The following is a 20,341-nucleotide window of genomic DNA, read 5'->3' as shown; positions in this document are numbered from 1 at the left end:
CACCTAAAACGCGGATCGCTCCACGGCTTCGATCGCCGCCAGGTCGCTGCCGAAGCCACTCAGAAAGCTTGCGAAACCGCCTGCCGGCACCTGATGCCGCTGGGCGTGACGCAGCACCGTCGCGAACGTCTCCAACCTAGCTGCCTCGAAATTCGCGCCAAAGACGAGCGCAACGATCTGCATCATCGCTTCCGCCCCACCCGGCACGCAAGCAGCAGAGAGAATCGCCGTGAAATTATCGCTATCCTGCTCGGCAGACACCGCGAGATCATGCGCCCGACCCAACGTCCTGTGGAGCGCCATCCGACTGCGCGCTTCAGCCGCGCGGACCTGCGCCGCGCTCTCACGCGCCATCGCCAGTTGCTCGCCGAGCCTTCCGACAAGCACATAGTCGGCGGGCAAGGGGTCATCCAGCACCAGTTCCTGCAAGGCAGCAGGCGTCGGCTCGGCAGGCATGATATCGAAGCCACCGCTCGGTCCATCCGCCCACACCTGCGCGGTCGCGCCCGAGCCATACGAGGTTGCGTGAACGGCGGCATCTAGCTCGGCCGACAGTGCAGCCTGCAAATCAGCGTCCGCGAGCTCCTTCCAATTGATGACGCCGTAAATGAAATCGATCGTCACCCCGCCAGACGCGAACGGCATCAGGATCCCGCGGTACAGCGTCGTCCGCCCCCGGCTGCTGACGAATTCCGCCTCGAAGCCGATCGGCGCACGATTGGCAATGATCTGCAGGTAATGATCGGTCAGCCGCGACAGCAGCGACCGGCTCGGCACGTCGGCGATCGTCGCGATCGGCCCCTCAAGCCCGCATTCCTCGCGCAGCGCGCGACCAAGATACGCGATCTTCGGATCGCCCATGCCGTGACTGAAATCGAGCAGCACGCTGTGCGGGCCGAAATCGGTGATCGTCTCGGGCTCGAGGTCGGCGATCGAAGGATAGGGGCGGTCCTTCAGCAGCGACACCCAATGGTTATAGGCGCGCACGTGCATCCGCCGCTCGTCGCCGCCGAGATCGAACATCACGTCGTTGACGCCCGCATCGGTCGAATCGGACGCGCCGGTATGCGCAGCCGCCCGTGGCGGAGCCTCCGCAATCGCCACGCCATCCGCGCCCGCTACGCGTCCATCCTCTACGCTGCGCGCCGTCGTCATGCCCAAAGATCCCCGTATCGTCGCCCCGCTTGTGCACCGCGCTTGGTAAACACAGAGTAAACTCGCAAACCGCTTGTCAGCCCGCAAAACCGCTGGTAGTTGCCGCCCCCTCGACCGGATACATCCGTCATCGGGCCGCTTTAGCTCAGCTGGTAGAGCATCGCATTCGTAATGCGGGGGTCACAGGTTCGAGTCCTGTAAGCGGCACCATCGACAAGTGGTTGATTTAACTCACATTTTTATGTCTCCAGCCGACTTTTCGGCAACGCCGGTTCCGGTAGGGTTCCGGTGCGTCGAGCCGGGAGCCAGCTTCTCGATCTTGGCGATGATGCGATTCAGGGCGCGCACGACGGTGGGAAATTCACCGATCGCGTAGACCTCGGTTTGGCTTCCGTCGCGGTGGCCCATGAAGCCTTCCAGATCCCACTTCTTCGCGCCGTTGTTACGGACGAGGGTCGCGAGGCTGTGGCGCAGCAGGTACGGACGCCACTCGCGGCCGGCGGGCATGTCGAGGTTCGTCAGCATCGTATCCCACGCGCGATCGACGTCCTGGATGGCGCGGCCGTGATAGTTCACCAGCCAGCCCCTGCCGGCGCGTTCCGGTATCGGCAGCGCCATGTACGTCTCGTATTCCTCGCGCAGCCAGCGATCGAGCAGCGGCAGGACCGGCAGGACGGCGCGATGCTTCTTGTTCTGTGTGCGGCCGTGCGGGTTGAGGTCGAGCGTCGGCGCGCCCGGCCACCACTGCTCACGGTCGGGCGCGACGTTGATGTCGACGACAGCACCAGGCCGCGCGATCGTGCAGACCGATGCGACGAGGAACGCGTGTAGCGAACCGCGCTGGCGATCGGGCTCGGCCGCGTAGGCGAACATCTTCGCCAGTTCCTCGACACCGATTCGGGTGCGGCGCTGGCGTTGCACCTGGCGGGCGGGAAGCGGCTTGTAGATCGGCCGCTTATCGGAGCGCGCCGGCTCCGCGTTGGCGGCATGATTCAAGACGGCTATCAGCTGCGCGATCGACGCCTCGGTCGCGGCCGGCGAGCGCGCGCGCGACACGGTCACTTCGCCCTTGCCGTTGCGCCATTCGACTGGCTGCAACCGCGACCAGGCGCGGAAGGCGTTGACGAAGACAGTGCCGCACGCGGTCGCGCAGCTGGTGGAGTGGCCGAACCGGCCTTCCGCACCAAGGGCCTGCTCTGCATCAAGGAACGCCACGGCGTGCGCCAGGCGGCCTGAGATCGTGTCGGCCGAGGCGCGTGTGTTGCCCCACTCGATCTTATAGTCTGCGATGGCGTCGGTCAGGAGATACGCCTGCGCCTGCGCGAGCGGCTGGCCGCATGCGTGACAGAAGGCCGGCGCTTCGCCCTTGTCGGCAAGGTAGACCTTGTCGAGTTCCAGAATTGCCGCCGCTACGTCGCTTGTAGCCGTCGACGTGCTGCGCTCGCGTCGCGTTCCGCTGTCGTACCACCAGATGTAGAGATTGGGACTCCGAAGGGTTCCGTCTGCCCGTTCATCGTGGGCGAGCCAGTATTTCCCTCTTTGGTAAACCGGCGGAGTGCGTCGCGGCATTGTGTCTGTTCTTTCAAGTAGTCGGCTACGGCGCGATTAATGATGTCGAAGAGTCCAAGGCTTCCGAGTAGATCGAGGTCGGGAGACTCGATCCGGACGCCTTTCCCGACGTCCGCGGCGCGCATCAGCTTGCGGGAGAGTTTGACGAGCGACGGAGCGTTCATTGCCTGCGCTTTCATTCACAGAGGGCGTATTGAGAGAAGCACGCCGGTGGCGCGTCGCGGTCGATTGCAGAGATCAGATCGAACTGCCGTCCACCCCGACTGGTCTTTGTCCACTCGACAACCTTGTCGATAGCCGAGCGAGACCAGTCGTCATCATCGCCAGGCGTCTTATCCATTGCGAAGAATGTTGCGTATGCTTCGCCAGCGCTCTGATCCCGCCGGCAGACGAGCGAAACGAGGCGTTCCCATTCACGAAGCCGGTCGATAATTTGAGGCGTATGCTTCGCGACGAGAGCGATCTCGCTTTTCTGCGAATTGATGCAGGGCCAGCAGCCGACACGCGACGCGCCCAATAGATAGAGCGGGTTCGGCCGGACACCGTGACGCTTGGCGATCGCGAACGTCTCGGCCGCGGTCCATCCGTGGATAGGGCGATAGACGACGCGTGACGCGCCCGATGCTTCGTGGCGGCGCTCAAGTATCGGCTTGTTCGCTCGCGCCTTGCTCTCTGCGGCCCGCTCGCCGACCCAGTCGACGGTGGAAACGCCCGCTTCTAGCAACGGCGTCCGCGTGGCGAACAGGGGCGCAAGCTTCAGATCCTCAGTACAGAACTTCGCCTTACGGCTCGGGAACCGTCCGTGGATCAGGCAAACGTCGAGGAACGCGATACCGGTCGGCTGCAGGGCCGCGACCGCTTCCTCTATGCGATCCTGCGACACTGGTGGCGAAACGATGATCGGGCATTCGCAAGCTGCCGCCCACGCCTTGACCGCCGCGCTACGCTCGGGAGAGTGCCGGCAGCCTGGCGCCAGCTCCGGGATCTTGGCTTTGCGGTCGGCGCAGACAGTTGTGTGGCGTTTGCGGCGAAGCTCGACGGGCCAGTTCTTCCGGATCGACTCGCGCTTCCGGGCGAATGCGTCAGCGTCGCATAGACCGGGTACATCATAAGCTGACAAGCGCTCGATTGGATGTTCGAGCATCCGTTCCAGGTAATCCACGTGATCGAGCGCGCGCTGCTCTTCGTTTCCGACATCGACGAACTGGAAACGCGGTCGGAAGTCCGCCCGGCGCTGCATCCGTTCTTTCGCAAGCAATGCCGTCGCAGTGCTATCCTTGCCACTGCTGATGCCGACGAAGTGCTGCACGGTCATGGCCATTACTGCGCGTCCGCTTGGTCGGCCGTCGCGCGGACGATGTTCTTCGTCTTTGGTAGGATTGCCTCTGCCAACTTCCGTGCGGCCGCTGCGAGCATGTGGGGCGACGCATCGAGCCCGCGTCCCTGGCGCTCATAGGCAAAGCGCTCGACGTGGTCGCAGTGAGCGAGAACGATGCTCGCCTGGCCCAATGGCGCGGCGGTCACGGTGCCCGACACGGCGGGTGCGATCACGGCCCGCAACTTTTGCGCGTGCGCGAGAAACCGCTCGGCCCGCTCTTCAAGGCCGCGGGCCGCTGCGACCACGTCAGCATCCGATACGCCGCGCCCGGCGTCGATCTTGTAGTTAAGGGCGCGGACCGTGATGCAGAGTTCGTCAGCAAGCCGGCCTTTGCCGAGCAGCTGGGCTGCGGTGTCCAGCCCCATGATGCGGACCATTTCGACTGGCATGCCGCGCTGTTCCCTCTTTTGGGAACAGTTCGTATGTTGTGGCGATAGGTGAGACTGGCGAGCTTCGGGGGGAGCGGCGCTGATCATCATGGAGATCCTGTTGGTGCGAGGGGATCGAGCGGTCGCGCCAGCGGCCGTTCTTGTAGAAAGCGTTTCGCCAAGAGCGGCGAGCGGGTCAGAACATGGGCGGGGGGCGTCGCCGGATCGGGTGCAGGTCCCTGGCGAGGCAGAGGACGGCCTGTCCGTCGTCGAAGCGGACCGAGGCGAAAACCTTGCGGACGGCGAGGACGTCGCACTGCTTTCCGGCGCGGCCGAGCCCTTGGAAGAGGGCACGGTCGCCGCCACAGATTGCGACGTCGCCCACGTCACGAGCGGACCGTCTTGGCGAACGGCGTCGCGGACAGGGGTTTGTACGCGGGCTCGATGTTGCCGAGTGCCAGCCGGCAGATCCGGCTCCACTGCGGCGCGAGCGACGCGCGCATGACGCCGATCGCCGTCGCGCCTGCGCTGCCGAACACGGTCAGCGCCAAGCCTGTGAGGACATCCTGCAGCATCAGCGACGCCGATCCGACGTGCCGGCGACGAGCATGACGATCGCGACGGGGATCCAGATGACCGCGAACAGGATCGCGAGGACGATCTTGGCGATGCGGCGACGGCGCATGGCGCGCTCGAGCTGCGTCGCGCTGGTTGCGACGGCGATCACTGGCAGCACTCCACCGGCGCGGTGTCGGGCAGGCAGGCCGTGCAAGCGGTCGACGTCGCCCAAGCGCAGGTGCCTTCCTCCCTGTCGCATGGATCCCAGTAGCTGCATCCGCAGCCCCGGCAGATTAGCGGGTGGCGATCAGCGGGTTCGGTCGCGAGCTGGCGGTAGACGTCCGGGTCGAACGGGAAGATGCTCCGCAGGGCTTCCAGCGTCTCGGGGCGGCGCGCGGTGTTGCCGGGCGTCTCCAGCGCGTAGATTAGGTCCAGCGCAGACGCGACCTCGTCGGCGTTCCGGGCGAGCATGCCGGCGACTTCCTTGATCGACAGGCCAGCCGCCTCGCGGCGCAGGCGGACGTACGCGGCGGGCGTTAGTGGCGCGGCGCTGGTGGTCGTGGCGCGCTCGCCTCGCTGCATCGGCATCGTGAATGTGCGCGGGAAGACGTGCATCATCGGGCATTCCTTTCGGCAAGGGGGTAGCGGTGCCGGAAGCGGGTGCTTCCGGATGGCGGGGGGATGGTTCAGGACGTTTGCGGCCGAGGCCGCGGGGATCAGGTCAGGGGATTAGCCAGGAGCGGGCGCGACCTCCGCCGCGTCGGGCTGATCGTCGTTGGCAGGCACCCGCTGGTCATCGTTCGCGGGCTTCGAGCGCCACTGGCCGTGCGGCAGGATCGCTTCCGTGATCGCGGGGTTTGGCTTCATACTCGGCCGCACCGTCCGGAAGATGCCGAGCTGCGCAACGAAGGTGTGTTGGCAATCGGCGTCCTGGCAGACGTAGCGGATCTCGCGCGTGAACACGTCGAGCTGGACGGAGTCGTATGCGATCGAGCGCGTCAGGCAGTGCGGGCACACCGTTGCGGGTACGCGCGGCGTGTAGTTTCTCTTCGTCTTAGTCACTGATGGGTCCCCCCGGCATTCCCCGGCCCCGTCGACATGGCAGGACGAAGGAAACTGGGCAGGCGCCGACGTATGCGGCGCAGGACGCCTTCAACCTGCGTTGCCTCGACCAGCGCGCGATAGAGATCGAGCGGGGAAGCGCCAGGTTGAACGGCAATGAAGAGAGCGGCCTGCAGATCGCTGGCTTCACCAATGAACTCGACCGAGTCGCTGATAAGCGCGCGGCGGCAGGCGTCCTGCTGCTCGACCTTGATATCGAGCTGGTGGCTGAAGGCATCGCGGAACGGCGCGTCTTCGCCGCCATTGAGGCGGTGGGCGGCATCGAGCGCAAGCGCCTGGGTCAGTGTCGGCAGCGTATCGCTGTCGGGGTTCGCCCACTCGTAAATGGTGCGCTCGGCACGATCGACGACCTTCGCTGCAGCGACCGCGCCGATCTGCGCAATCACCTTGGTCATTGCGTCGGCGAAGCTGTCGGGGGTGCGAGGCTTGGTCATGCGATTCGGCGACGCTGCGAAACGCCGCGGAGATCGCAATCGACCGATGCGTCAGGCGTGCGGTACGGATGCGGCATGGTGCTGGCAGGAAGAGGTGGGCGACCGATGCTGGTCAATGCAGCGACGGCGTCGTGAGGTATCGCGCGATCGGGCCAGTTGGCCGGCACACGAAACCACGCGGCGAACTTTTCGAGGTTGCCTACCGAGAAGGTCTTACCATCGCGAAGACGATTGAAGAACGCGCCGCTGTTGACGACGATTGTGGCTACGCGGGACAGCGACTTGCCGCCCCATCGAACGACTTCAACGTCGTACGAATCGGCGATCGTTCGCAATGCGTTCTCGTATGCTGCGCTCATAACGCATACTTACGTCACGCATGCCGCACGGGTCAACGTAAATATTCCGCATGCCTTACGTCACGCCGTGCGTCATGAGTGCAGCATGAGGAAGAACGTACCTGACATCCTGAAGGAACGCCTGTCGGCCAAGGTTGCCGAGAAGAATATGTCACCGCGTGAGGTCTCGATCGCGGCGCTCAACAAGCCAGACGCCATCCGTGCGATACTCGCCGGTCATATGCCAGGCCTCGAACGGCTGGACGCAATCGCAGAGGTTTTGGACACCACATCCGACTGGCTGCTGGGTCGTGAGCAAGGCATCGAACGCACCATTCCGGAGGACGGCAATACGTCCGAAGCCGCGCTTCGACGCCTGCCTAAGACGCTACCTATCTACGGCAGCGCATTGGGAGCTGACCTTTCCTTTCCGGACGGAAACGGGATCGTAGTGAATGTGGAGCAGACGGAAATTCACATGTCAGGCTCCACGGATTATATGGCTCGGCCGATCGGCGTTACCGGCCGGCCGGACCTGTACGTTGTTGTCGTCTCTGGGCACTCGATGGAGCCACGCTACGATTCAGGGCGGCGGGTGCTGGTCGATCCGAAACGATCGCCCGGCGTCGGCGACGACGTCGTCGTACAGCTTCGGGGTCCAACCTTCGACGGCGAAGAAGTCCGGCATGTGCTGATCAAGCAGCTGGTCCGTCGCCGGCCTGGCGTCGTCGTGCTGCGTCAATTCAATCCGATCGTCGAATTCGAAGTGCCGAACGAACAGGTTTCGTCGGTCCACCGCGTCATGCCGTGGGACGAAGCTTTGGGTTTCTAAATCGTCTGAATCAAACGGGGGGTATGATGGTAGAATTGTCGGGTGAAGTTGCGCGTTTGATTGAGAAACCTGCTGTTCTTCCCTCGTTGATTCACGGGGATACGCCAGAGGCAGGTGAAGCCGTCCATTTGGATGACGAAGACGGCGTTCCACAAGCTATCGCTGGGTTCATCTGCATCATCGAATATGCCGATGCAAACGGCGAGGTATCAGAGCGGCTTATATCCTGTCGCCGGTACGAGGTGCATAACGACAATCCGCGAGTCGGCGCGATCTGTTTGAAATCCAGCCGTTACAAACTTTTTCGTTGTGACCGCATCTTGGAAGTCAGCGACGCACACACAGGGGAATGCCTTGGTAACGGAACGTTCTTCGAGCAGTTCGTCGTTGGTGCAACCAAGCCTCAAGCCGAGACATGGAACACGACGTCGCAACGTAAGTCGCTGATCGTTGCGGGTCTAAACGTCCTGTCATTCATGGCGCGCTGCGACGGCGTTTGGCATCCGCTAGAAGAACAGGTGATCGAGGATTTCGTTTGCACCTTGTGGATGCGTAAGGAGTGGGAGAACGATCCTCCGATCGATAAAATCCTCGCCCACGCGCGCCGGTTGGCACCCGATGGCGACGTCTTCAGATCCGCCATTGGCCAATATGCACATAGCAATACGTCGGCAGCAGTCCTCAATCGTTTCGTACAGCGCGTCATTGCCGCCGACGGTGTCATCTGTGCCGACGAGCATCACTGGTCGATGCAGTTTGCTGAATTGCTCGAAGCGGCTCGCCTAGCTGAGGCAACGGCACGAACGGCTAAGCCGCTTCCAGCTTGATCCCAGTAGTAAAGCCTCGGTCACCCAAAGTATGAGTAACCTCGGCTACCAGCCACTTCGTCGCGTCGATCGCCGCTTTGTAGCCTATGACGCTCGCCTTTGTCTCTGGATGGATGTCTGGCCGGCCTAGTGCAAGCGTGAGGGTTAGAGAGACTGGTTCGCGGCTGGCGCGGCCCGTTGCAGCGTTCGCGGCAGCCTGCGCGTCAACTTCGTTGCCGTAAACGCGTGATAGAGATTTCGCTCCTTCGGCTTTGCCGGCAACGAATTGCTGTCGCTTGCCCGACTTTCGATCGTGCCACGTCGCCTTCACTCCCGGCACGTCGTCACGCTTCTGGCGGCTGTATTGATGGGCATCGCCGTCGCGCCTGGCGATCGTAACGGCCGCGATCGGCTTGCCCGTCGCGGTCACACCGGCAGATATTGGTGAGAAAATCAGCACGCCGCGCGCGATCTTGGCAACTGCGCCCCGTTCGCGGCCAAGCCGGCGCAGGAAGGCCAGATCGCTCTCGCGGTTCTGCGCCTTTGCCGTGATGGCGATGCTGGCGAGACTAGCGGCGCAGCGGGGCGTGAGCTGGTGGCGCTGAGCGATGTCCGTCACGATCGCACCCAACGTCGTGCCATGCCAGCCCTTCTCCCGACGCGTCTTTAGATCGCCTGTGAAGTCGGCAGAGCGGGCACGGATGGTTACGAGGTCGGGTGGGCCGCCATGTGCCACCTCGTCGACGATGAACCACCCCTTGTCGACCAGGCCCGCGGTAACCTCGCTGCCCTGCTTCCAGCCAAGCCATACGTGGATCTTGGCCCCGGTCGGAGGCAGCGCCACAGCACCGTCAGTATCGTCAATGACGAGGTCGAGCTGGTCGGCTTCCTCGCCCCGCTTCTCACTTATTCCCAGCGATACCAGGCGACGACGCGGGGGACGCCCGTTCGGCTGCGTCACCTTGCCTTCCAGAACAGGCGTGATGTCCGTGCCATCGACCACGACGCGAACGGCTGCGATATTCGAGATCATGCGACGGCGCTATCGACGCGGAGCAGGTCGATCGAGAAGTCGATCTGTCGCGGAGTGCCATCCGGAAAGAACGCCTTACCGCGATCGTCGATGCCGGTGATAACGTATGCGCCGTAAACATAGCCCCGGCCATCGACCAGCGACCAGGCGTCGCCGGTGTCGGCCATGCGGCGCAGCTCGTCGAGCGAAACAGCTCCGTCTGCGATCTCCAAATACACCGTTCCGGGCAGACCGATCGTCTCGACGCCAGGCCCCGTAAATTGCGTGGCGTCACGCGCACCGATCCGCGGCGACGTCGCGTGCCGCCAGTCGGCGCGTCTGGCGATCTCGTCGAATGCTAGAGTGTCGATGGAAAAGGTGAAGAGGCCAAGCGCGAGCAGCATCAAACGGTCTCATAGTCAGGGGTGTCGGCAAACGCGGAACGCCCACGCGCATCCGATTCGCGTTCACGACGATCGATCTCATCGGCAATGGCGCGCGCGAGGGCCTCGGCATCCTGTCCGGGCAACTGATTGACCGTGATGTTATAGGTTCTAGCGCCGGACGTTGCGCCGACGCCGGGCCGTCCGACGGCCCCGCCGACCGTCGGCGGCATTGCGGCGGCCATCGTTGCTGGGATCGTACCAATCGCCATTGCAGAGGTGAGGCGACGCGCGACGGATCCAACGCGGCGGATTGGCTGCTTTTCGCCACCGGCGATGCCGCCAGCCAAGCCCTCCATCATGTAACCACCAAGCCCGGCAAAAACCCGACTTGGAGAGTGAATACCGAGCGCTGACTTGAACGCGCCGATCGCGCCCTTCGCAATCCCCCAAATGGCGCGGATCACAGGCCCAGCACTCAAACCTGAAAGCAGGCCATCCATGACATACCGGCCTACCGTTGGACCCCATGCAGCTAGGAAGTTGCCAGCAGCTACGAAGCCCGACCGGATGGTTCCCCAAAACGTAAACCATGCGGCTGTCAGTGTGTCCCAATGGTTCCACGCCGCCACTACGAGCGCAACCGCACCCGCTACCGCAGCGATGCCGGCAACGATCGGCAGCAGCGGCAAGGACATGAGGGCGAGACCGGCACCAGCGATGCCTCCTGAAAAGCCGAGGGCAATCAGTCCAGCGTTCAGGATCGCGATCGGCCCCATGATAGCGGCGATAGCAATGCCGCCTACGCCAAGCATGAAGAACAGTCCCGCCAGCACGCCCGTCGCAATCAGGACGTTCTTCGTTAGCTCCGGGTGACGCGTGGCGAACGCTTGCATGCGAAGCGCGATGGCACCGAGGCGAAGTGCGCCTGTTTTTACTACCGGCAACAGAGATTGGCCGAGAGTCAGGCTTACGGCTGCGAACGAATTCTTGGCGACCTCGGCCATTCCCTTGGCCGTGCTAATTCGCGAGGAGAACTCTGCGGTCATTGACCCGGCGTATTTGCTCCGATCGCCCACGAGATCGAGGCGTTGCTTTAGTCCGTCGAGGTTTGTGAGCAAGGGCGCGATAGCACCAACCGATTCCGTGCCGAAAATCTCGCTAAGGATGCTGGCCTGCTTGTCCCTGCTTAGCGCGCGAATTTTCTCCAGGACCGTGATGATCGTCCCGCTCGCGTCGACCTGCATCGACTTCGCAAGCTTGGTTGCATCGAGCCCGAGGGTGTTGAGTGCCTTGCTCTGCGACTTACTAGCCGCGCTGCCCTTGGTAAGGTTCAGCAGCAGGCTCTTGATACCAGTTGCGGCAACCTCTTCCTCGATGCCGATCGAGTTCAACGACGACGCCAACGCGGATACCTGCGGCGCGGCGATGCCGGCAACTTCCCCAAGTGGCCCGATGCGCGTGATGATGCCGGCGACCGTTGTCGCCTGACCGCCGAACTTATTCGTCAGAGCATTGACGCGGTCACCGAGTGCCTCAACTTCCGGCTGCGTCATCTTAAACGCCTGACGCCATTTCGCCATCGTACTGCCAGCATCTTCGGCGGTCATGTCGAACGCGATGCCCATGCGCGCCGCGGCGTCGGTGAAGGCGACCAGGTCCTCGGCCTGGCTGGGCAGCGGCCGACCGAATTTGTCCATGCCAACGCCGGCCGCACCGGCGGCGGCGGCGATGCTGGAAAGCTCAACCGCTGTCATCGGCATGCGGGTGCTGAGGCCGACCAGCTTGTCGGTCATCATCTGGAGCTGCGGACCGGCCATACCGGTCACCTTGGCGACGCCGGCCATTCCTTCTTCTAGATCCATGGCACCGGAGGCGACGCCGATCAGCGGAGCCGCAACCGCAACGCCTGCGGTAAGCGCTGCGGCCCCGCCGGCAGCGACACCACCGGCGCGGTCCTGAATACCACTGAAGCCAGCGCGTGCTGCTGCCATCCGTCGCTGGCGATCCGCGAGGCGGCCGACGCGGCGTTCCTGCTCCGCGATCTCTTCGTTCGTCTTTCGTGCCCGGTCACGCAACTCGCGCTCATGACGCGCCAAGTCACCGGTTGCGATACCGGCCGCGCGCAGGCGATCTCGCAACGTCGATAGTTCGCGCGTTTCCGAGTGATGTTGCTGTTCGAGCTTTTGCGCCTCGGTTCTCGCGCGCGTGAACTCGCGTGTCAGCGCGCGGCTGGGATTGGCGGTCTGCGCGAATTCCCTGCCGAGCGCAGTGGCGCGGGACCGAGCATGGTCGAGTTGGGCGCTGGTGGAGGCCAGACCGGCCTTCAGGCTGCGAAAGCTACCGATGTCGGCCTGCGCGCGGTCAATGCCCTTGAGCTGCTCTCTGGCAGCCTTGAGGCCCAGTGCCGCCTTGACCGAGCCTCCCGCAATCTCACGAAGCGGGCGGCTGGCGCGGTCGCCGGCTTCGAGCAGCATACGGATGCGGAGGTTGCGGTCCATCGGTCAGCGATCCTTTTGGCGGCGTTCCAGGGCCTGCACCCGCCAGCCGATCAGCTCGGCAACGCCCATGTCGTTCATCGTCGGCGGACCCCACCCCCAGCACTCGGCAAGGTCCGCCATCATGTCTTCTATTCGGGCTGGAAGGCCGCCTGCTTCACGGCCTTCGGCAGCAAAAAATCGACGATCTCACCACCGAGCTGCACGAAGTCGGCCGGATCCATGACGGCGATATGCTCCTTGTGCAGGATCGGCATCGTGATACGCGGCGCGATCTTCTCGATCTGGGTGTAATCGCACCGGCTGATCGTTGCGGAGATGTCGACGCCACGCAGCTCGCCCGCGCCAGGCCGACGAACTTGAATCTCCGTGCCCGCCGGATGCACGACCTGGTCGTTGACGGTGATGTCGGCATCCAGCTTGAACGAGGAAAAGCGTTTGCCAGTGGTCGCGGTATTCTGGTCGGTCATTGTACGGTTCCTGTCAGGACTTGGTCGGTGGCTGGGTAAGCGCGCCGGGGCGACGGCGCGGCCGGCGGATCGCGGTCACGCCGCTACAGGCCCATTGCGGCGCGGTGGTCGGCCATCAGGTCGACGCCACCGACGATCTCGATCATGCCCAGGACATCGATCTCGATCTCGACGACGCCGTTCCACGTCAGTTTGAAGTAGCTCAGCTGGCTCTTGACCTTGAACTCGGTATCCTCGCCGGGCTTCCATTCGCCCATGTCGATCTCTTCGTGTCGGCCGCGCGTGACGATCTCGACGACGTCGACCGCGCCGGTGTCGTCATTTTGGTGCGAGCCAACGAAGCGCTGCTGGACACCGGACAGGTTCAGCTGACCATACTGGCGCAAGACGTCGCGCATCGGACCGCCGTAGACCGCCTCCATTTCGAGCGGCTCTCCGCCCATATCGACCTTAACCGGGCGGCTCATGCCGCCGCCGCGATAGTCTTCGAGCTTGCGGACGAGTTTCGGGACAGTGATCGAGACGGTTTCACCGATAAAGGCGGTGCCGTTGTTGAACATCATCAGTTGCTTGAGCTTGCTGGGGAACGCCATCGCGTCGACCTTTCGTGCGTGAGGTGGGTTTAGTTGCCGGCGACGAGGCTGGTGAAGTCGGCAAAGAACTCGTCGGAGATCTCCTGCTCGATCCCGAGCGCCTCCAGCGGCGGTACGAAGGTGTAGCGGAAGCCAATCATCAGCTTGCCGCCCTTCAGCTGGTCGACCGGGTTCTTGGCCGCGTCGAACACCGCGACGGCACCGAGGATGCGGCCGGCGCGCTTTTCCTGCCGGAACTTCTCGTTGATCTGCTCAACGATGTCCTTCGCCAGGCTGGGCAGTAGCGGCTTGTCCATCGCCCACACCAGGCCGAGCGCGACGGTGTCGGCAAGGATCTGCGCGGTGCGGCAGGCGCTTTCGAACACGAAGTCGCTGGCGGGTGCGGCGCAAGTGCGGTTGCCCCAAAAGCGCAGTTCGCCCGCGATACGGACGACGGTGACGAGCTGGGAGGAGTTCAGCACGTTCGCGTCGCAATCGGCGTCCTGAATATCGAAGGTCACATCTGCGGCCAGGCCGTCGACCTCCGGCAGTGCGACGTTCGACAGCGTCTTGTGCCAGCCCTGCTTCTGGTCGATCGCAGCGCGTGCGCCCATGGCGACGGCCGCGACCGGCACGCCGATGCTTGCACCGTCCGCGCCGTAGGGAGCGGTTACGCTGGGCCAGAGCAACGTCAGCTCGCGCGCGTCAGGGAACAGGGCGCGGTGGGCGATGGCCTCGCCGCGGTCGTTGCCGATGGCGTACGCGTAGACGCGGGCGCGGAGCCGCTTGGCGACGGTGACCATCGCCTTCGTGACCACCTCACCTTCCAGACCAGGTGCGCCGATGATTCGGGGATGCAGGTTCAGCTGGGCCGACGCGGTGAGCAGCGCCTGCATGCCGGTTTTTACGCCAGCGACATCGGTACCAACGACCGCAGTCGCCGTCGCTGCCGGCGTAGCACCTGGCGCAACGCGCACCACGACGATCGGCGCGTCGACCTGCCCGGCGATGGCCTTCAGCGCGGCGCTCAGCGTGCCGTCCGCGCCGGCCTTCTCGATCGCGTCGTCGATGTTCGTAACCGCGACCGCGGTGTCGAGCGGGAACGCGCCGGCCACCGCGGCTGGCGCGGTGGCGATCAGACCGATGACGGCGGTGGCGACGGTGACGATCGAGCGGCGCGAGGTCTTCACCTCGTTGACGTTGATCCCGTGGAGGAAGCTCATGTGCGGACCTTTCAGGCGAGCGCCGACAGGGCGCGGACGGTGGACGAGTGGGTAAAGGCGGGTGCGCCGGGCACGTCGGTGCGACGGCCGGTGATCGTGAGGACGGCCGACTGCGGGAGTTTTCCCGGCGAAAGCACGACGCGGGAAAGCCGCGCGCGGCCTTCCTGACGGAGCAGCGCATGCGCCGCGGCGGCAATGATCCGGACGCGACCGACTTCGTTGTTCGGCTGGTCGATCAGTTTGGGGATCTCGGAACCATAGTCGCGCCGGCCGCATCGCGTGCCGATCGGCGTTTCAAGAATGTCGTCGATCGACTGTCCGAGGTGGTCCCCGCCAGCCAGGCGCTTGCCGGTATGGCGATCCATGCCGATCACTGCGGCTTCCCCGACAGCCCGCCACCAGGCTGGACGCCAAGGTGTACGTGATCCTTGAGGCTCTTGCCTGCGCCCACGACGTCGGTGTCTGCCGTGATCGTGCCGTTCGACTTGATGTCGCCGTCGACCGTCATGTCGCCTTTGAACACGAGGCCGCCATCGGCATCGATCCGCAAAGTTGCGCCGGCTGGCAGGATGGCGGTCAGCGCGTGGGACTTAGGATCGTAACCGATGCGCGCGCCGTCCTCATATTCGGTCAGCGTCGACGCGTCGTTTGCCGGGTGGGGGTGTGCGTCACTCGACAGGCTGCCGATGATCACGCTGCGCGCAGTGTCGGCTTCCGGCGCGACGACCATGACCTGTTCGCCAATAGCGGGCGGCGACCAGGTGCGCGTCGATCCGGCGCGGCTTGCAAGCCACGGAATATCGCCGGTCGTGAGATCGTCCGCAAACTGAACCCGTGCGGTAGCGGCAGCGTGGTCGACCGATACGACCACGCCTTCGCGCAAAAGATCGCCAATGAGGCGCTGGGTATCAGCATGTTCGGCCATAGCGGCGACCATGCGCGGGACGTTTCGAGAGGCGAGGCCCCGCTCTTGTAGAAATGGTTTCTACAAGAGCGGGGCTACCGCGATGGTGGCGCTACTCGCTGACTTTGTCGCCCACATTTCGAACCCTGATCGTGATCAGGTCGTAGAGCTGCGCCAAATAGACGGTCTGTTCGGCCTCTTCGTCTTCGATCTGGACACCGAAGACGCCAGCCAGGTGGTGTATCAGTGCCGGCCGTTCCTCGGCCCCCGCGACCCCGATCTCGGCCAGCTCGGCGCTGTTCAAGATCTCGTCGACGGTCGCCCCGGTCTGGTCCGCGATCGCTTCGCGGATACGCCGTCGTAGCAGGGTGTCGGCATCGATCATTGCGGTCTCCATTTCAGGGCTTCAGCGTAGCGGCAGGGGTGAACGTATCGCCATAGAAGCGACCGCCCTGGGCAAAGTCGCGTGCGGCTTGAGCGGCAAGCGACGTCCTCATTGCCTCGGCCTTCGCTGCGAAGTTTGCACCGCCGATGTCACTCAGATTGATGATGTCGAACTGAGCGCGGTAGATCACATAACTGCCGACCTTGTTCTGGTTGAAGCCCGACCAGGCATCGGAAAGACCCAGGATGAATAACCGTCGGGTAATGAGTGCGGCCGAGTCCGACGGTTTATTACCGTTCCAACCTTGGGACGCGATTGCCGCCAGGCCAGCCTCGCCTGCCATAGGGATTTGGGTCGGAGCGATGATGTACCCGGCATCCGCAGCGGTCGGTCGCTGATTACTTTGCCCAGCAGTCACCCGCGCCGGATGAATATACATATTGTTCCCGGTTGCCGAAGCGCCGTTGGCAATGTGCATCATCGACTGGCGGACGTTGCCAGGGTCGCTCTCGAGCTGGTTGCGGGTGCAGCGAACGAACACCGACGCCATGACCGCGTAGTCATTGCCGGCGTCGCTGTTGGCGAGGAGCCAATCGCCGAAGCCTTTCGAGAAATACATGCCGAAGGCAGAAACGATAGTCTGCGCGCCCGACTGGGGGCTGGCGCAGTGAATAGCCCCCTTGGCCGTCACCTCGGCTGACGCACGCCCGGCGTCGGCATTGTTGCAGCTATTGTCCACCGTGAGGTCGCAAGAGGCTACGGGCAAGCCGGTCACTTCTGCCATACGCGAACGCATGAGATTAGTTACCGTCGCGCCGGTCGCCGGGATTGCCGATACGGGGTTAAATCCAAAATCGACCAGCGCAATCGTGCTGTCCCACGTTCCTTCGATCTCATGAAACTTACCGAACGGCGAGAAGTCGACGCTACCGGGAAGGACAAGTGCTGAACCCATTAGAATTCTCCTTAAAAGTTACTTAGTTCCAGCCTTGACCACGGTGCCAGCGCGCCATGAAGTTGCCTTCAAGGGTGTAATACGCGGCGTTCCCGTGGATGCTGTCGACCAACAGGCTGGGCGGAATTGCACCGCCCGCGATTGTGTCCAGGTCGCTTTGCGTCGGGGTGATACCGGCGTCAGCGAGCGCTCCGGCCGAGGCCATATATTCGTATGACCGGATGAAGTGCGGACCAACCGCCTGCGCGATCAGGTCGTTGATCTCCGCCTTGATTGTGTAGCCGGACGAACCCCTGACTTCTGCGACACCGGTCGGCTTCAAGGCGATGATCCCGAAACGATCATGGCCGATCCGGTCGATCATCTTCAGGATATTATCGCGGATCGCGATCTTGTCGGCGCGGGTCGTCTTGGCGTCGTTCTGGCCTGCCTGGATATAGTGGAAGTCGAGTTCGTTGCCCGTCGCGATCGTCGAGAAAAACCGGGTGCCAGGCGCGATAGCGGTCGACGATCCGGCCGCAGTCACGCGGCGGACCGTGTACTTCATCGTGACGGCCTCGTTGCCGCTAACACCGTAGCGGCGGAGAATGACCGAAACACCGCCGATCACACCGGCAATCGTCTGGCTGCCCTGGTTGTTGGTAAATTCAACCGAATATGCCGTGACGTCGACCTCGGACGTGTCTGCAGGAAGGTCGGCCGCGAGCGTCAGGTTCATCGCGATCGCGCCCTGGCGAACGCCGATGCTGTCCGATCGCGTGCCGCCTACACCGGTGTTGACGTAGAGCTTCCCGCCCAAGGCGGTGACCATGACGATCGGCATCGTCGTGCCGGCACCGCCAGCACCCGCGGTGAGGCTGTCGCCGGAGAAAAAGAACCGGCTCGACGGCATTCCCATGTTCGACGAAGCCAACAGGCTTGCGATTGCAGCCGCCACCGTGCTGGGCGGAATGATCGAGCGCTCGTCGAGGCTCGCCAGCAGCTTCCCGGTGTTCAGGATACCGCCTACCAGCGTCCGATCGGTGGTGTACCATGGGAACAGGAAGCCCGAACGCTTGGCGTCCTGTGATGCAAACCGCGCATCGCCAAGAATAGCTTGCGGACTGATAGCTACATCATCCGAGAGCGCGATCAGCCATTTTGCCGATGCCCGCTCGATATATGCGAGGATGTTCTTCGACTCGTCGATCAGAGCATGCGAATACTTGCTGTGGGTCAGCGCCTTGATGCTCAGCGAACCGAACCGCGCCGCGTTCGCAGCGGCGATCTGGATCTCCGTGCCAGCCGGATTCTGGATCAACGACGCCGACGTCCTATCCCCAGGTGCGGCGAACATGTCTTGAGAAAGAGCGACGTTCCAACACGCGCCGGCACGCTCGATCAGCGCCAGAATGTGGCGGCCCTCGTCGACGAAAGCGTGTGAATACTTCGGGTTCGAGTATGGGACGAGGCTCATACCGCCGACGCTGGCGGTGACCTTGGATACCGCTGCCGACGCGATGGCGAGGCGGTCCGCAATGTCGCCGACGGTATCTCGGCTGACGCGCGCGATCGCGGTATCAGGAAGCTGCCCTTCCGCACCGATCGCCGTGATGATGAAGTCGGTCGTCTGTGTGACCAGGTTGGGTAACGCCTGGGCCTGCAGCGCGCTGTCGACGAAGTCGGCAACCGCGAGATCCCCGGTCCCGTCGCCGTACATGTGCAGCAGATCGTAGGACCCGTCAGCCCTGCGCCGCAGGTTCCGGGGCGTGAAGCCCTTGGCGACGTCGTCGAGGGCTTCCGGCGAGCCGTCGTTGCGATCCTGCAGGAACTTCAGGAAGGTCCGGCCGTCCGCATGACGCGCCACCAGACCGGGGAACATCGCCTCGGTGCGCGCATTGGCGGACTCCATGGCGGTGTATGGCGTGCCGGCACCGCGCGCGAGCCAGTTATCTCCCTCGGCCGTGTTAGCCGACGGGATCAGTGGGATCAGCAGCACACGGCAACCGCGCGCTTGCAGGAAGGCAACGATCAGCTTGAGATCGACCCACATCTGCGGGTTGGTGTGGTCGCCGTACGCGTTCGCAACGCCGCTGAAGAAGTAGTTGTTGCCAAGCCAGATGACGCAGATCCGCCCCGGAACCGACAAGGCGAAGTCGGGTACGAACGTCACCGGGCCGTCGAAGGTGATCGCGGTCTGCCCCGCCGCTTGCGTCACCACATAGGCAAAGCTCGCGCCGTTCGGTGCCGACACCGTCGCGCGACGGGTGACGCCGTTCCGCGTGAGGTATCCGCTCATCGCCATGCCCGAGACGACGCCCGGATCGCCGGTCGTCAGGAACGCGGCCGGGTTGTTGCCATCGATCGCCGCGCCATTGATCTTCGAGACCGCCACCGAGCCGGCTGCGGGGAGCGCGCCGGCAAGAGTCAGCACAATCTCCTTGGCGCCGACGCGGTAGACCATGCGCCAATCCGACGAATAGCGCGCCACGCTGATCATCAGCTGGCCGTATCGAGCGGCAAGCACCTGCGACCAGCGGTTCACGACGTCCGTGCTGTCCGTCAGGCTATTGCCGATGAAGGCGTATGGCTGCGCGAGCGAGAAGTTGGGGAACTCCATGCGCTGGGCCTTGCCGTCGAGGGTGGCGGTGTAGTTGCCCCATTTCACCAGATGCCCGGTCGGTTGTCCGGTGGTCGTCCATGCGACATAGCCGCGCGGGTTCACGTCGCTGGACAAGGCGACTGCGCGCGGCGCGAGGATCTTGGCTTTGGTTGAGGACAGGAAGGTATCGGCCGTCACAACCTGTTTGCGGTAGGCGATGACGAATCGAACCTGGACTTGACCGTTGGTCGTCGGCGCACCGAGCGCCACGGTTTCGGGCAGGTACGGCGCGCTGTAAGTGTAGCCGATATCGCCCGACTGGACCTCGGCGACCGTGAGTGCGCCATCGGTCGGCTGCACTGCCAGAATGTCGCCTGCGCGAACGGGGATCGGCTCTGCGAGCATGATGCGGCGCGACGTCCGCGTTCCGGTCGTCTTGACCGAGGTGAGCGCCGAGCGCGCCAGCGCGCCGAGCGGACCGCGATATGACGCGAGGTTGATCGTGCCGGCCGCGCGATCAAAAACATCGACGGCGATAACGCTGCCGGTATCGTCGACCGTGTCATGCCAATAGATCGCGCCGATGCCGGTCGGCGTACCGTCGACCAGCGCCGCGTCCCCCGGTCTGCCGATATAGGCAACGGCGTCGACTTTCAGGTTGTCGACAGTGCCCGCAACGGCGCCCGCGACGAGGCCGGCGACACTCGCGCGCATGGTCTTGCCGTCTTTGACGACGGGCACGAGTTCGGTGCCGTTCGGATCGTTGAGCGCCGGAAGCTGGGAGATCTTCGCCATGGA

Annotated in this window: 24 protein-coding genes and 1 tRNA gene; 3 read left to right on the top strand and 22 right to left on the bottom strand. The window is 63.7% G+C overall.

Annotation, left to right across the window (positions count from 1 at the left end; translation table 11 throughout):
- Positions 1-3 precede the first annotated feature (3 nt).
- The gene (locus AC59GX_RS09250) at positions 4-1,155 is read right to left on the bottom strand and encodes a PAS domain-containing protein (protein WP_426280010.1); all 1,152 of its coding nucleotides are present in this window, start codon (positions 1,153-1,155) and stop codon (positions 4-6) included.
- A 134-nt stretch (positions 1,156-1,289) separates the two neighbouring features.
- On the opposite strand from AC59GX_RS09250, the gene AC59GX_RS09245 reads away from it, so the two are divergent.
- Positions 1,290-1,365, top strand: a tRNA-Thr gene (locus AC59GX_RS09245).
- Positions 1,366-1,386: 21 nt separating this feature from the next.
- Here the strand turns inward: AC59GX_RS09245 and AC59GX_RS09240 are convergent.
- The 9 genes from AC59GX_RS09240 to AC59GX_RS09200 form a co-directional block, all read right to left on the bottom strand.
- On the bottom strand, positions 1,387-2,724 hold the full coding sequence (locus tag AC59GX_RS09240; protein WP_497301571.1) for a site-specific integrase: 1,338 nt from the start codon (positions 2,722-2,724) through the stop codon (positions 1,387-1,389).
- Positions 2,725-2,899: 175 nt separating this feature from the next.
- Positions 2,900-4,045 carry a phosphoadenosine phosphosulfate reductase domain-containing protein gene (locus AC59GX_RS09235; protein ID WP_497301570.1) on the bottom strand — a complete coding sequence of 382 codons (1,146 nt, stop codon included), beginning with the start codon at positions 4,043-4,045 and terminating at the stop codon, positions 2,900-2,902.
- On the bottom strand, positions 4,045-4,479 hold the full coding sequence (locus tag AC59GX_RS09230; protein ID WP_497301569.1) for a hypothetical protein: 435 nt from the start codon (positions 4,477-4,479) through the stop codon (positions 4,045-4,047). Before AC59GX_RS09230 ends, AC59GX_RS09235 begins: the two co-directional genes overlap by 1 nt.
- Positions 4,480-4,856: 377 nt before the next feature.
- Positions 4,857-5,045, bottom strand: coding sequence for a hypothetical protein (locus AC59GX_RS09225; protein WP_497301568.1), 189 nt, complete (start codon positions 5,043-5,045; stop codon positions 4,857-4,859).
- Positions 5,045-5,197 carry a hypothetical protein gene (locus AC59GX_RS09220; protein WP_168711545.1) on the bottom strand — a complete coding sequence of 51 codons (153 nt, stop codon included), beginning with the start codon at positions 5,195-5,197 and terminating at the stop codon, positions 5,045-5,047. Before AC59GX_RS09220 ends, AC59GX_RS09225 begins: the two co-directional genes overlap by 1 nt.
- The gene (locus tag AC59GX_RS09215; protein WP_497301567.1) at positions 5,194-5,646 is read right to left on the bottom strand and encodes a hypothetical protein; all 453 of its coding nucleotides are present in this window, start codon (positions 5,644-5,646) and stop codon (positions 5,194-5,196) included. The genes AC59GX_RS09220 and AC59GX_RS09215 overlap by 4 nt, the downstream gene beginning before the upstream one ends.
- Before the next feature lie 111 nt (positions 5,647-5,757).
- Positions 5,758-6,090 (bottom strand): Ogr/Delta-like zinc finger protein, encoded by a 333-nt coding sequence (locus AC59GX_RS09210; protein WP_497301565.1) that lies wholly within the window; start codon positions 6,088-6,090, stop codon positions 5,758-5,760.
- On the bottom strand, positions 6,087-6,584 hold the full coding sequence (locus AC59GX_RS09205) for a hypothetical protein (protein ID WP_497301564.1): 498 nt from the start codon (positions 6,582-6,584) through the stop codon (positions 6,087-6,089). Before AC59GX_RS09205 ends, AC59GX_RS09210 begins: the two co-directional genes overlap by 4 nt.
- Positions 6,581-6,943 (bottom strand): hypothetical protein, encoded by a 363-nt coding sequence (locus AC59GX_RS09200; protein WP_497301563.1) that lies wholly within the window; start codon positions 6,941-6,943, stop codon positions 6,581-6,583. Before AC59GX_RS09200 ends, AC59GX_RS09205 begins: the two co-directional genes overlap by 4 nt.
- Before the next feature lie 85 nt (positions 6,944-7,028).
- Between AC59GX_RS09200 and AC59GX_RS09195 the strand changes: the two genes are divergently transcribed.
- Together AC59GX_RS09195 and AC59GX_RS09190 are read left to right on the top strand one after the other, a co-directional pair.
- A complete protein-coding gene (locus tag AC59GX_RS09195; protein WP_497301561.1) occupies positions 7,029-7,754 on the top strand; it encodes a S24 family peptidase in 726 nt (241 codons plus the stop codon).
- A 26-nt stretch (positions 7,755-7,780) separates the two neighbouring features.
- On the top strand, positions 7,781-8,581 hold the full coding sequence (locus tag AC59GX_RS09190) for a tellurite resistance TerB family protein (protein ID WP_497301559.1): 801 nt from the start codon (positions 7,781-7,783) through the stop codon (positions 8,579-8,581).
- Here AC59GX_RS09190 and AC59GX_RS09185 read toward each other — a convergent pair.
- From AC59GX_RS09185 to AC59GX_RS09130, 12 genes are all read right to left on the bottom strand, one after another.
- Positions 8,562-9,593, bottom strand: coding sequence for a contractile injection system protein, VgrG/Pvc8 family (locus AC59GX_RS09185; RefSeq protein WP_497301558.1), 1,032 nt, complete (start codon positions 9,591-9,593; stop codon positions 8,562-8,564). The genes AC59GX_RS09190 and AC59GX_RS09185 overlap by 20 nt on opposite strands.
- Entirely contained in the window at positions 9,590-9,976 is a 387-nt protein-coding gene (locus tag AC59GX_RS09180; RefSeq protein ID WP_497301557.1) for a phage tail protein, read from the bottom strand. The genes AC59GX_RS09185 and AC59GX_RS09180 overlap by 4 nt, the downstream gene beginning before the upstream one ends.
- Positions 9,976-12,456, bottom strand: a complete 2,481-nt coding sequence (locus AC59GX_RS09175; protein WP_497301556.1) for a phage tail tape measure protein — start codon at positions 12,454-12,456, stop codon at positions 9,976-9,978. Before AC59GX_RS09175 ends, AC59GX_RS09180 begins: the two co-directional genes overlap by 1 nt.
- A 3-nt stretch (positions 12,457-12,459) precedes the next feature.
- Positions 12,460-12,576 (bottom strand): GpE family phage tail protein, encoded by a 117-nt coding sequence (locus AC59GX_RS09170; RefSeq protein ID WP_497301554.1) that lies wholly within the window; start codon positions 12,574-12,576, stop codon positions 12,460-12,462.
- A gap of 8 nt (positions 12,577-12,584) precedes the next feature.
- Positions 12,585-12,923 carry a phage tail assembly protein gene (locus AC59GX_RS09165; RefSeq protein ID WP_497301553.1) on the bottom strand — a complete coding sequence of 113 codons (339 nt, stop codon included), beginning with the start codon at positions 12,921-12,923 and terminating at the stop codon, positions 12,585-12,587.
- Positions 12,924-13,006: 83 nt separating this feature from the next.
- Positions 13,007-13,516 carry a phage major tail tube protein gene (locus AC59GX_RS09160; RefSeq protein WP_497301552.1) on the bottom strand — a complete coding sequence of 170 codons (510 nt, stop codon included), beginning with the start codon at positions 13,514-13,516 and terminating at the stop codon, positions 13,007-13,009.
- A 29-nt stretch (positions 13,517-13,545) separates the two neighbouring features.
- Positions 13,546-14,718, bottom strand: a complete 1,173-nt coding sequence (locus AC59GX_RS09155) for a phage tail sheath subtilisin-like domain-containing protein (RefSeq protein ID WP_497301550.1) — start codon at positions 14,716-14,718, stop codon at positions 13,546-13,548.
- 11 nt (positions 14,719-14,729) lie between these two features.
- A complete protein-coding gene (locus AC59GX_RS09150; RefSeq protein ID WP_497301725.1) occupies positions 14,730-15,083 on the bottom strand; it encodes a GPW/gp25 family protein in 354 nt (117 codons plus the stop codon).
- Positions 15,084-15,088: 5 nt separating this feature from the next.
- On the bottom strand, positions 15,089-15,643 hold the full coding sequence (locus AC59GX_RS09145; RefSeq protein WP_497301548.1) for a phage baseplate assembly protein V: 555 nt from the start codon (positions 15,641-15,643) through the stop codon (positions 15,089-15,091).
- A gap of 91 nt (positions 15,644-15,734) precedes the next feature.
- The gene (locus AC59GX_RS09140) at positions 15,735-16,007 is read right to left on the bottom strand and encodes a hypothetical protein (protein ID WP_497301546.1); all 273 of its coding nucleotides are present in this window, start codon (positions 16,005-16,007) and stop codon (positions 15,735-15,737) included.
- 13 nt (positions 16,008-16,020) lie between these two features.
- Positions 16,021-16,962: a hypothetical protein gene (locus AC59GX_RS09135; RefSeq protein WP_497301544.1), complete on the bottom strand. Its 942-nt coding sequence runs from the start codon at positions 16,960-16,962 to the stop codon at positions 16,021-16,023.
- A 22-nt stretch (positions 16,963-16,984) separates the two neighbouring features.
- On the bottom strand, positions 16,985-20,338 hold the full coding sequence (locus AC59GX_RS09130; protein WP_497301543.1) for a hypothetical protein: 3,354 nt from the start codon (positions 20,336-20,338) through the stop codon (positions 16,985-16,987).
- Positions 20,339-20,341: the final 3 nt, after the last annotated feature.

It is taken from the genome of Sphingomonas sp. 320_CC (genome assembly GCF_059691795.1).
This window is presented reverse-complemented; position numbering and strand designations above follow the sequence as displayed.

Coding starts and splice junctions, on each gene's coding strand:
- AC59GX_RS09180 (WP_497301557.1), bottom strand. CDS start 9,976: ATGCTGCTCGCGCTTGGCCTCTTCACCTTTTCCATCGACACTCTAGCA.
- AC59GX_RS09135 (WP_497301544.1), bottom strand. CDS start 16,962: ATGGGTTCAGCACTTGTCCTTCCCGGTAGCGTCGACTTCTCGCCGTTC.
- AC59GX_RS09190 (WP_497301559.1), top strand. CDS start 7,781: ATGGTAGAATTGTCGGGTGAAGTTGCGCGTTTGATTGAGAAACCTGCT.
- AC59GX_RS09165 (WP_497301553.1), bottom strand. CDS start 12,923: ATGACCGACCAGAATACCGCGACCACTGGCAAACGCTTTTCCTCGTTC.
- AC59GX_RS09225 (WP_497301568.1), bottom strand. CDS start 5,045: ATGCTGCAGGATGTCCTCACAGGCTTGGCGCTGACCGTGTTCGGCAGC.
- AC59GX_RS09250 (WP_426280010.1), bottom strand. CDS start 1,155: ATGACGACGGCGCGCAGCGTAGAGGATGGACGCGTAGCGGGCGCGGAT.
- AC59GX_RS09215 (WP_497301567.1), bottom strand. CDS start 5,646: ATGATGCACGTCTTCCCGCGCACATTCACGATGCCGATGCAGCGAGGC.
- AC59GX_RS09230 (WP_497301569.1), bottom strand. CDS start 4,479: ATGGTCCGCATCATGGGGCTGGACACCGCAGCCCAGCTGCTCGGCAAA.
- AC59GX_RS09140 (WP_497301546.1), bottom strand. CDS start 16,007: ATGATCGATGCCGACACCCTGCTACGACGGCGTATCCGCGAAGCGATC.
- AC59GX_RS09235 (WP_497301570.1), bottom strand. CDS start 4,045: ATGGCCATGACCGTGCAGCACTTCGTCGGCATCAGCAGTGGCAAGGAT.
- AC59GX_RS09170 (WP_497301554.1), bottom strand. CDS start 12,576: ATGGCGGACCTTGCCGAGTGCTGGGGGTGGGGTCCGCCGACGATGAAC.
- AC59GX_RS09240 (WP_497301571.1), bottom strand. CDS start 2,724: ATGCCGCGACGCACTCCGCCGGTTTACCAAAGAGGGAAATACTGGCTC.
- AC59GX_RS09145 (WP_497301548.1), bottom strand. CDS start 15,643: ATGGCCGAACATGCTGATACCCAGCGCCTCATTGGCGATCTTTTGCGC.
- AC59GX_RS09130 (WP_497301543.1), bottom strand. CDS start 20,338: ATGGCGAAGATCTCCCAGCTTCCGGCGCTCAACGATCCGAACGGCACC.
- AC59GX_RS09200 (WP_497301563.1), bottom strand. CDS start 6,943: ATGAGCGCAGCATACGAGAACGCATTGCGAACGATCGCCGATTCGTAC.
- AC59GX_RS09185 (WP_497301558.1), bottom strand. CDS start 9,593: ATGATCTCGAATATCGCAGCCGTTCGCGTCGTGGTCGATGGCACGGAC.
- AC59GX_RS09195 (WP_497301561.1), top strand. CDS start 7,029: ATGAGGAAGAACGTACCTGACATCCTGAAGGAACGCCTGTCGGCCAAG.
- AC59GX_RS09205 (WP_497301564.1), bottom strand. CDS start 6,584: ATGACCAAGCCTCGCACCCCCGACAGCTTCGCCGACGCAATGACCAAG.
- AC59GX_RS09160 (WP_497301552.1), bottom strand. CDS start 13,516: ATGGCGTTCCCCAGCAAGCTCAAGCAACTGATGATGTTCAACAACGGC.
- AC59GX_RS09175 (WP_497301556.1), bottom strand. CDS start 12,456: ATGGACCGCAACCTCCGCATCCGTATGCTGCTCGAAGCCGGCGACCGC.
- AC59GX_RS09155 (WP_497301550.1), bottom strand. CDS start 14,718: ATGAGCTTCCTCCACGGGATCAACGTCAACGAGGTGAAGACCTCGCGC.
- AC59GX_RS09150 (WP_497301725.1), bottom strand. CDS start 15,083: ATGGATCGCCATACCGGCAAGCGCCTGGCTGGCGGGGACCACCTCGGA.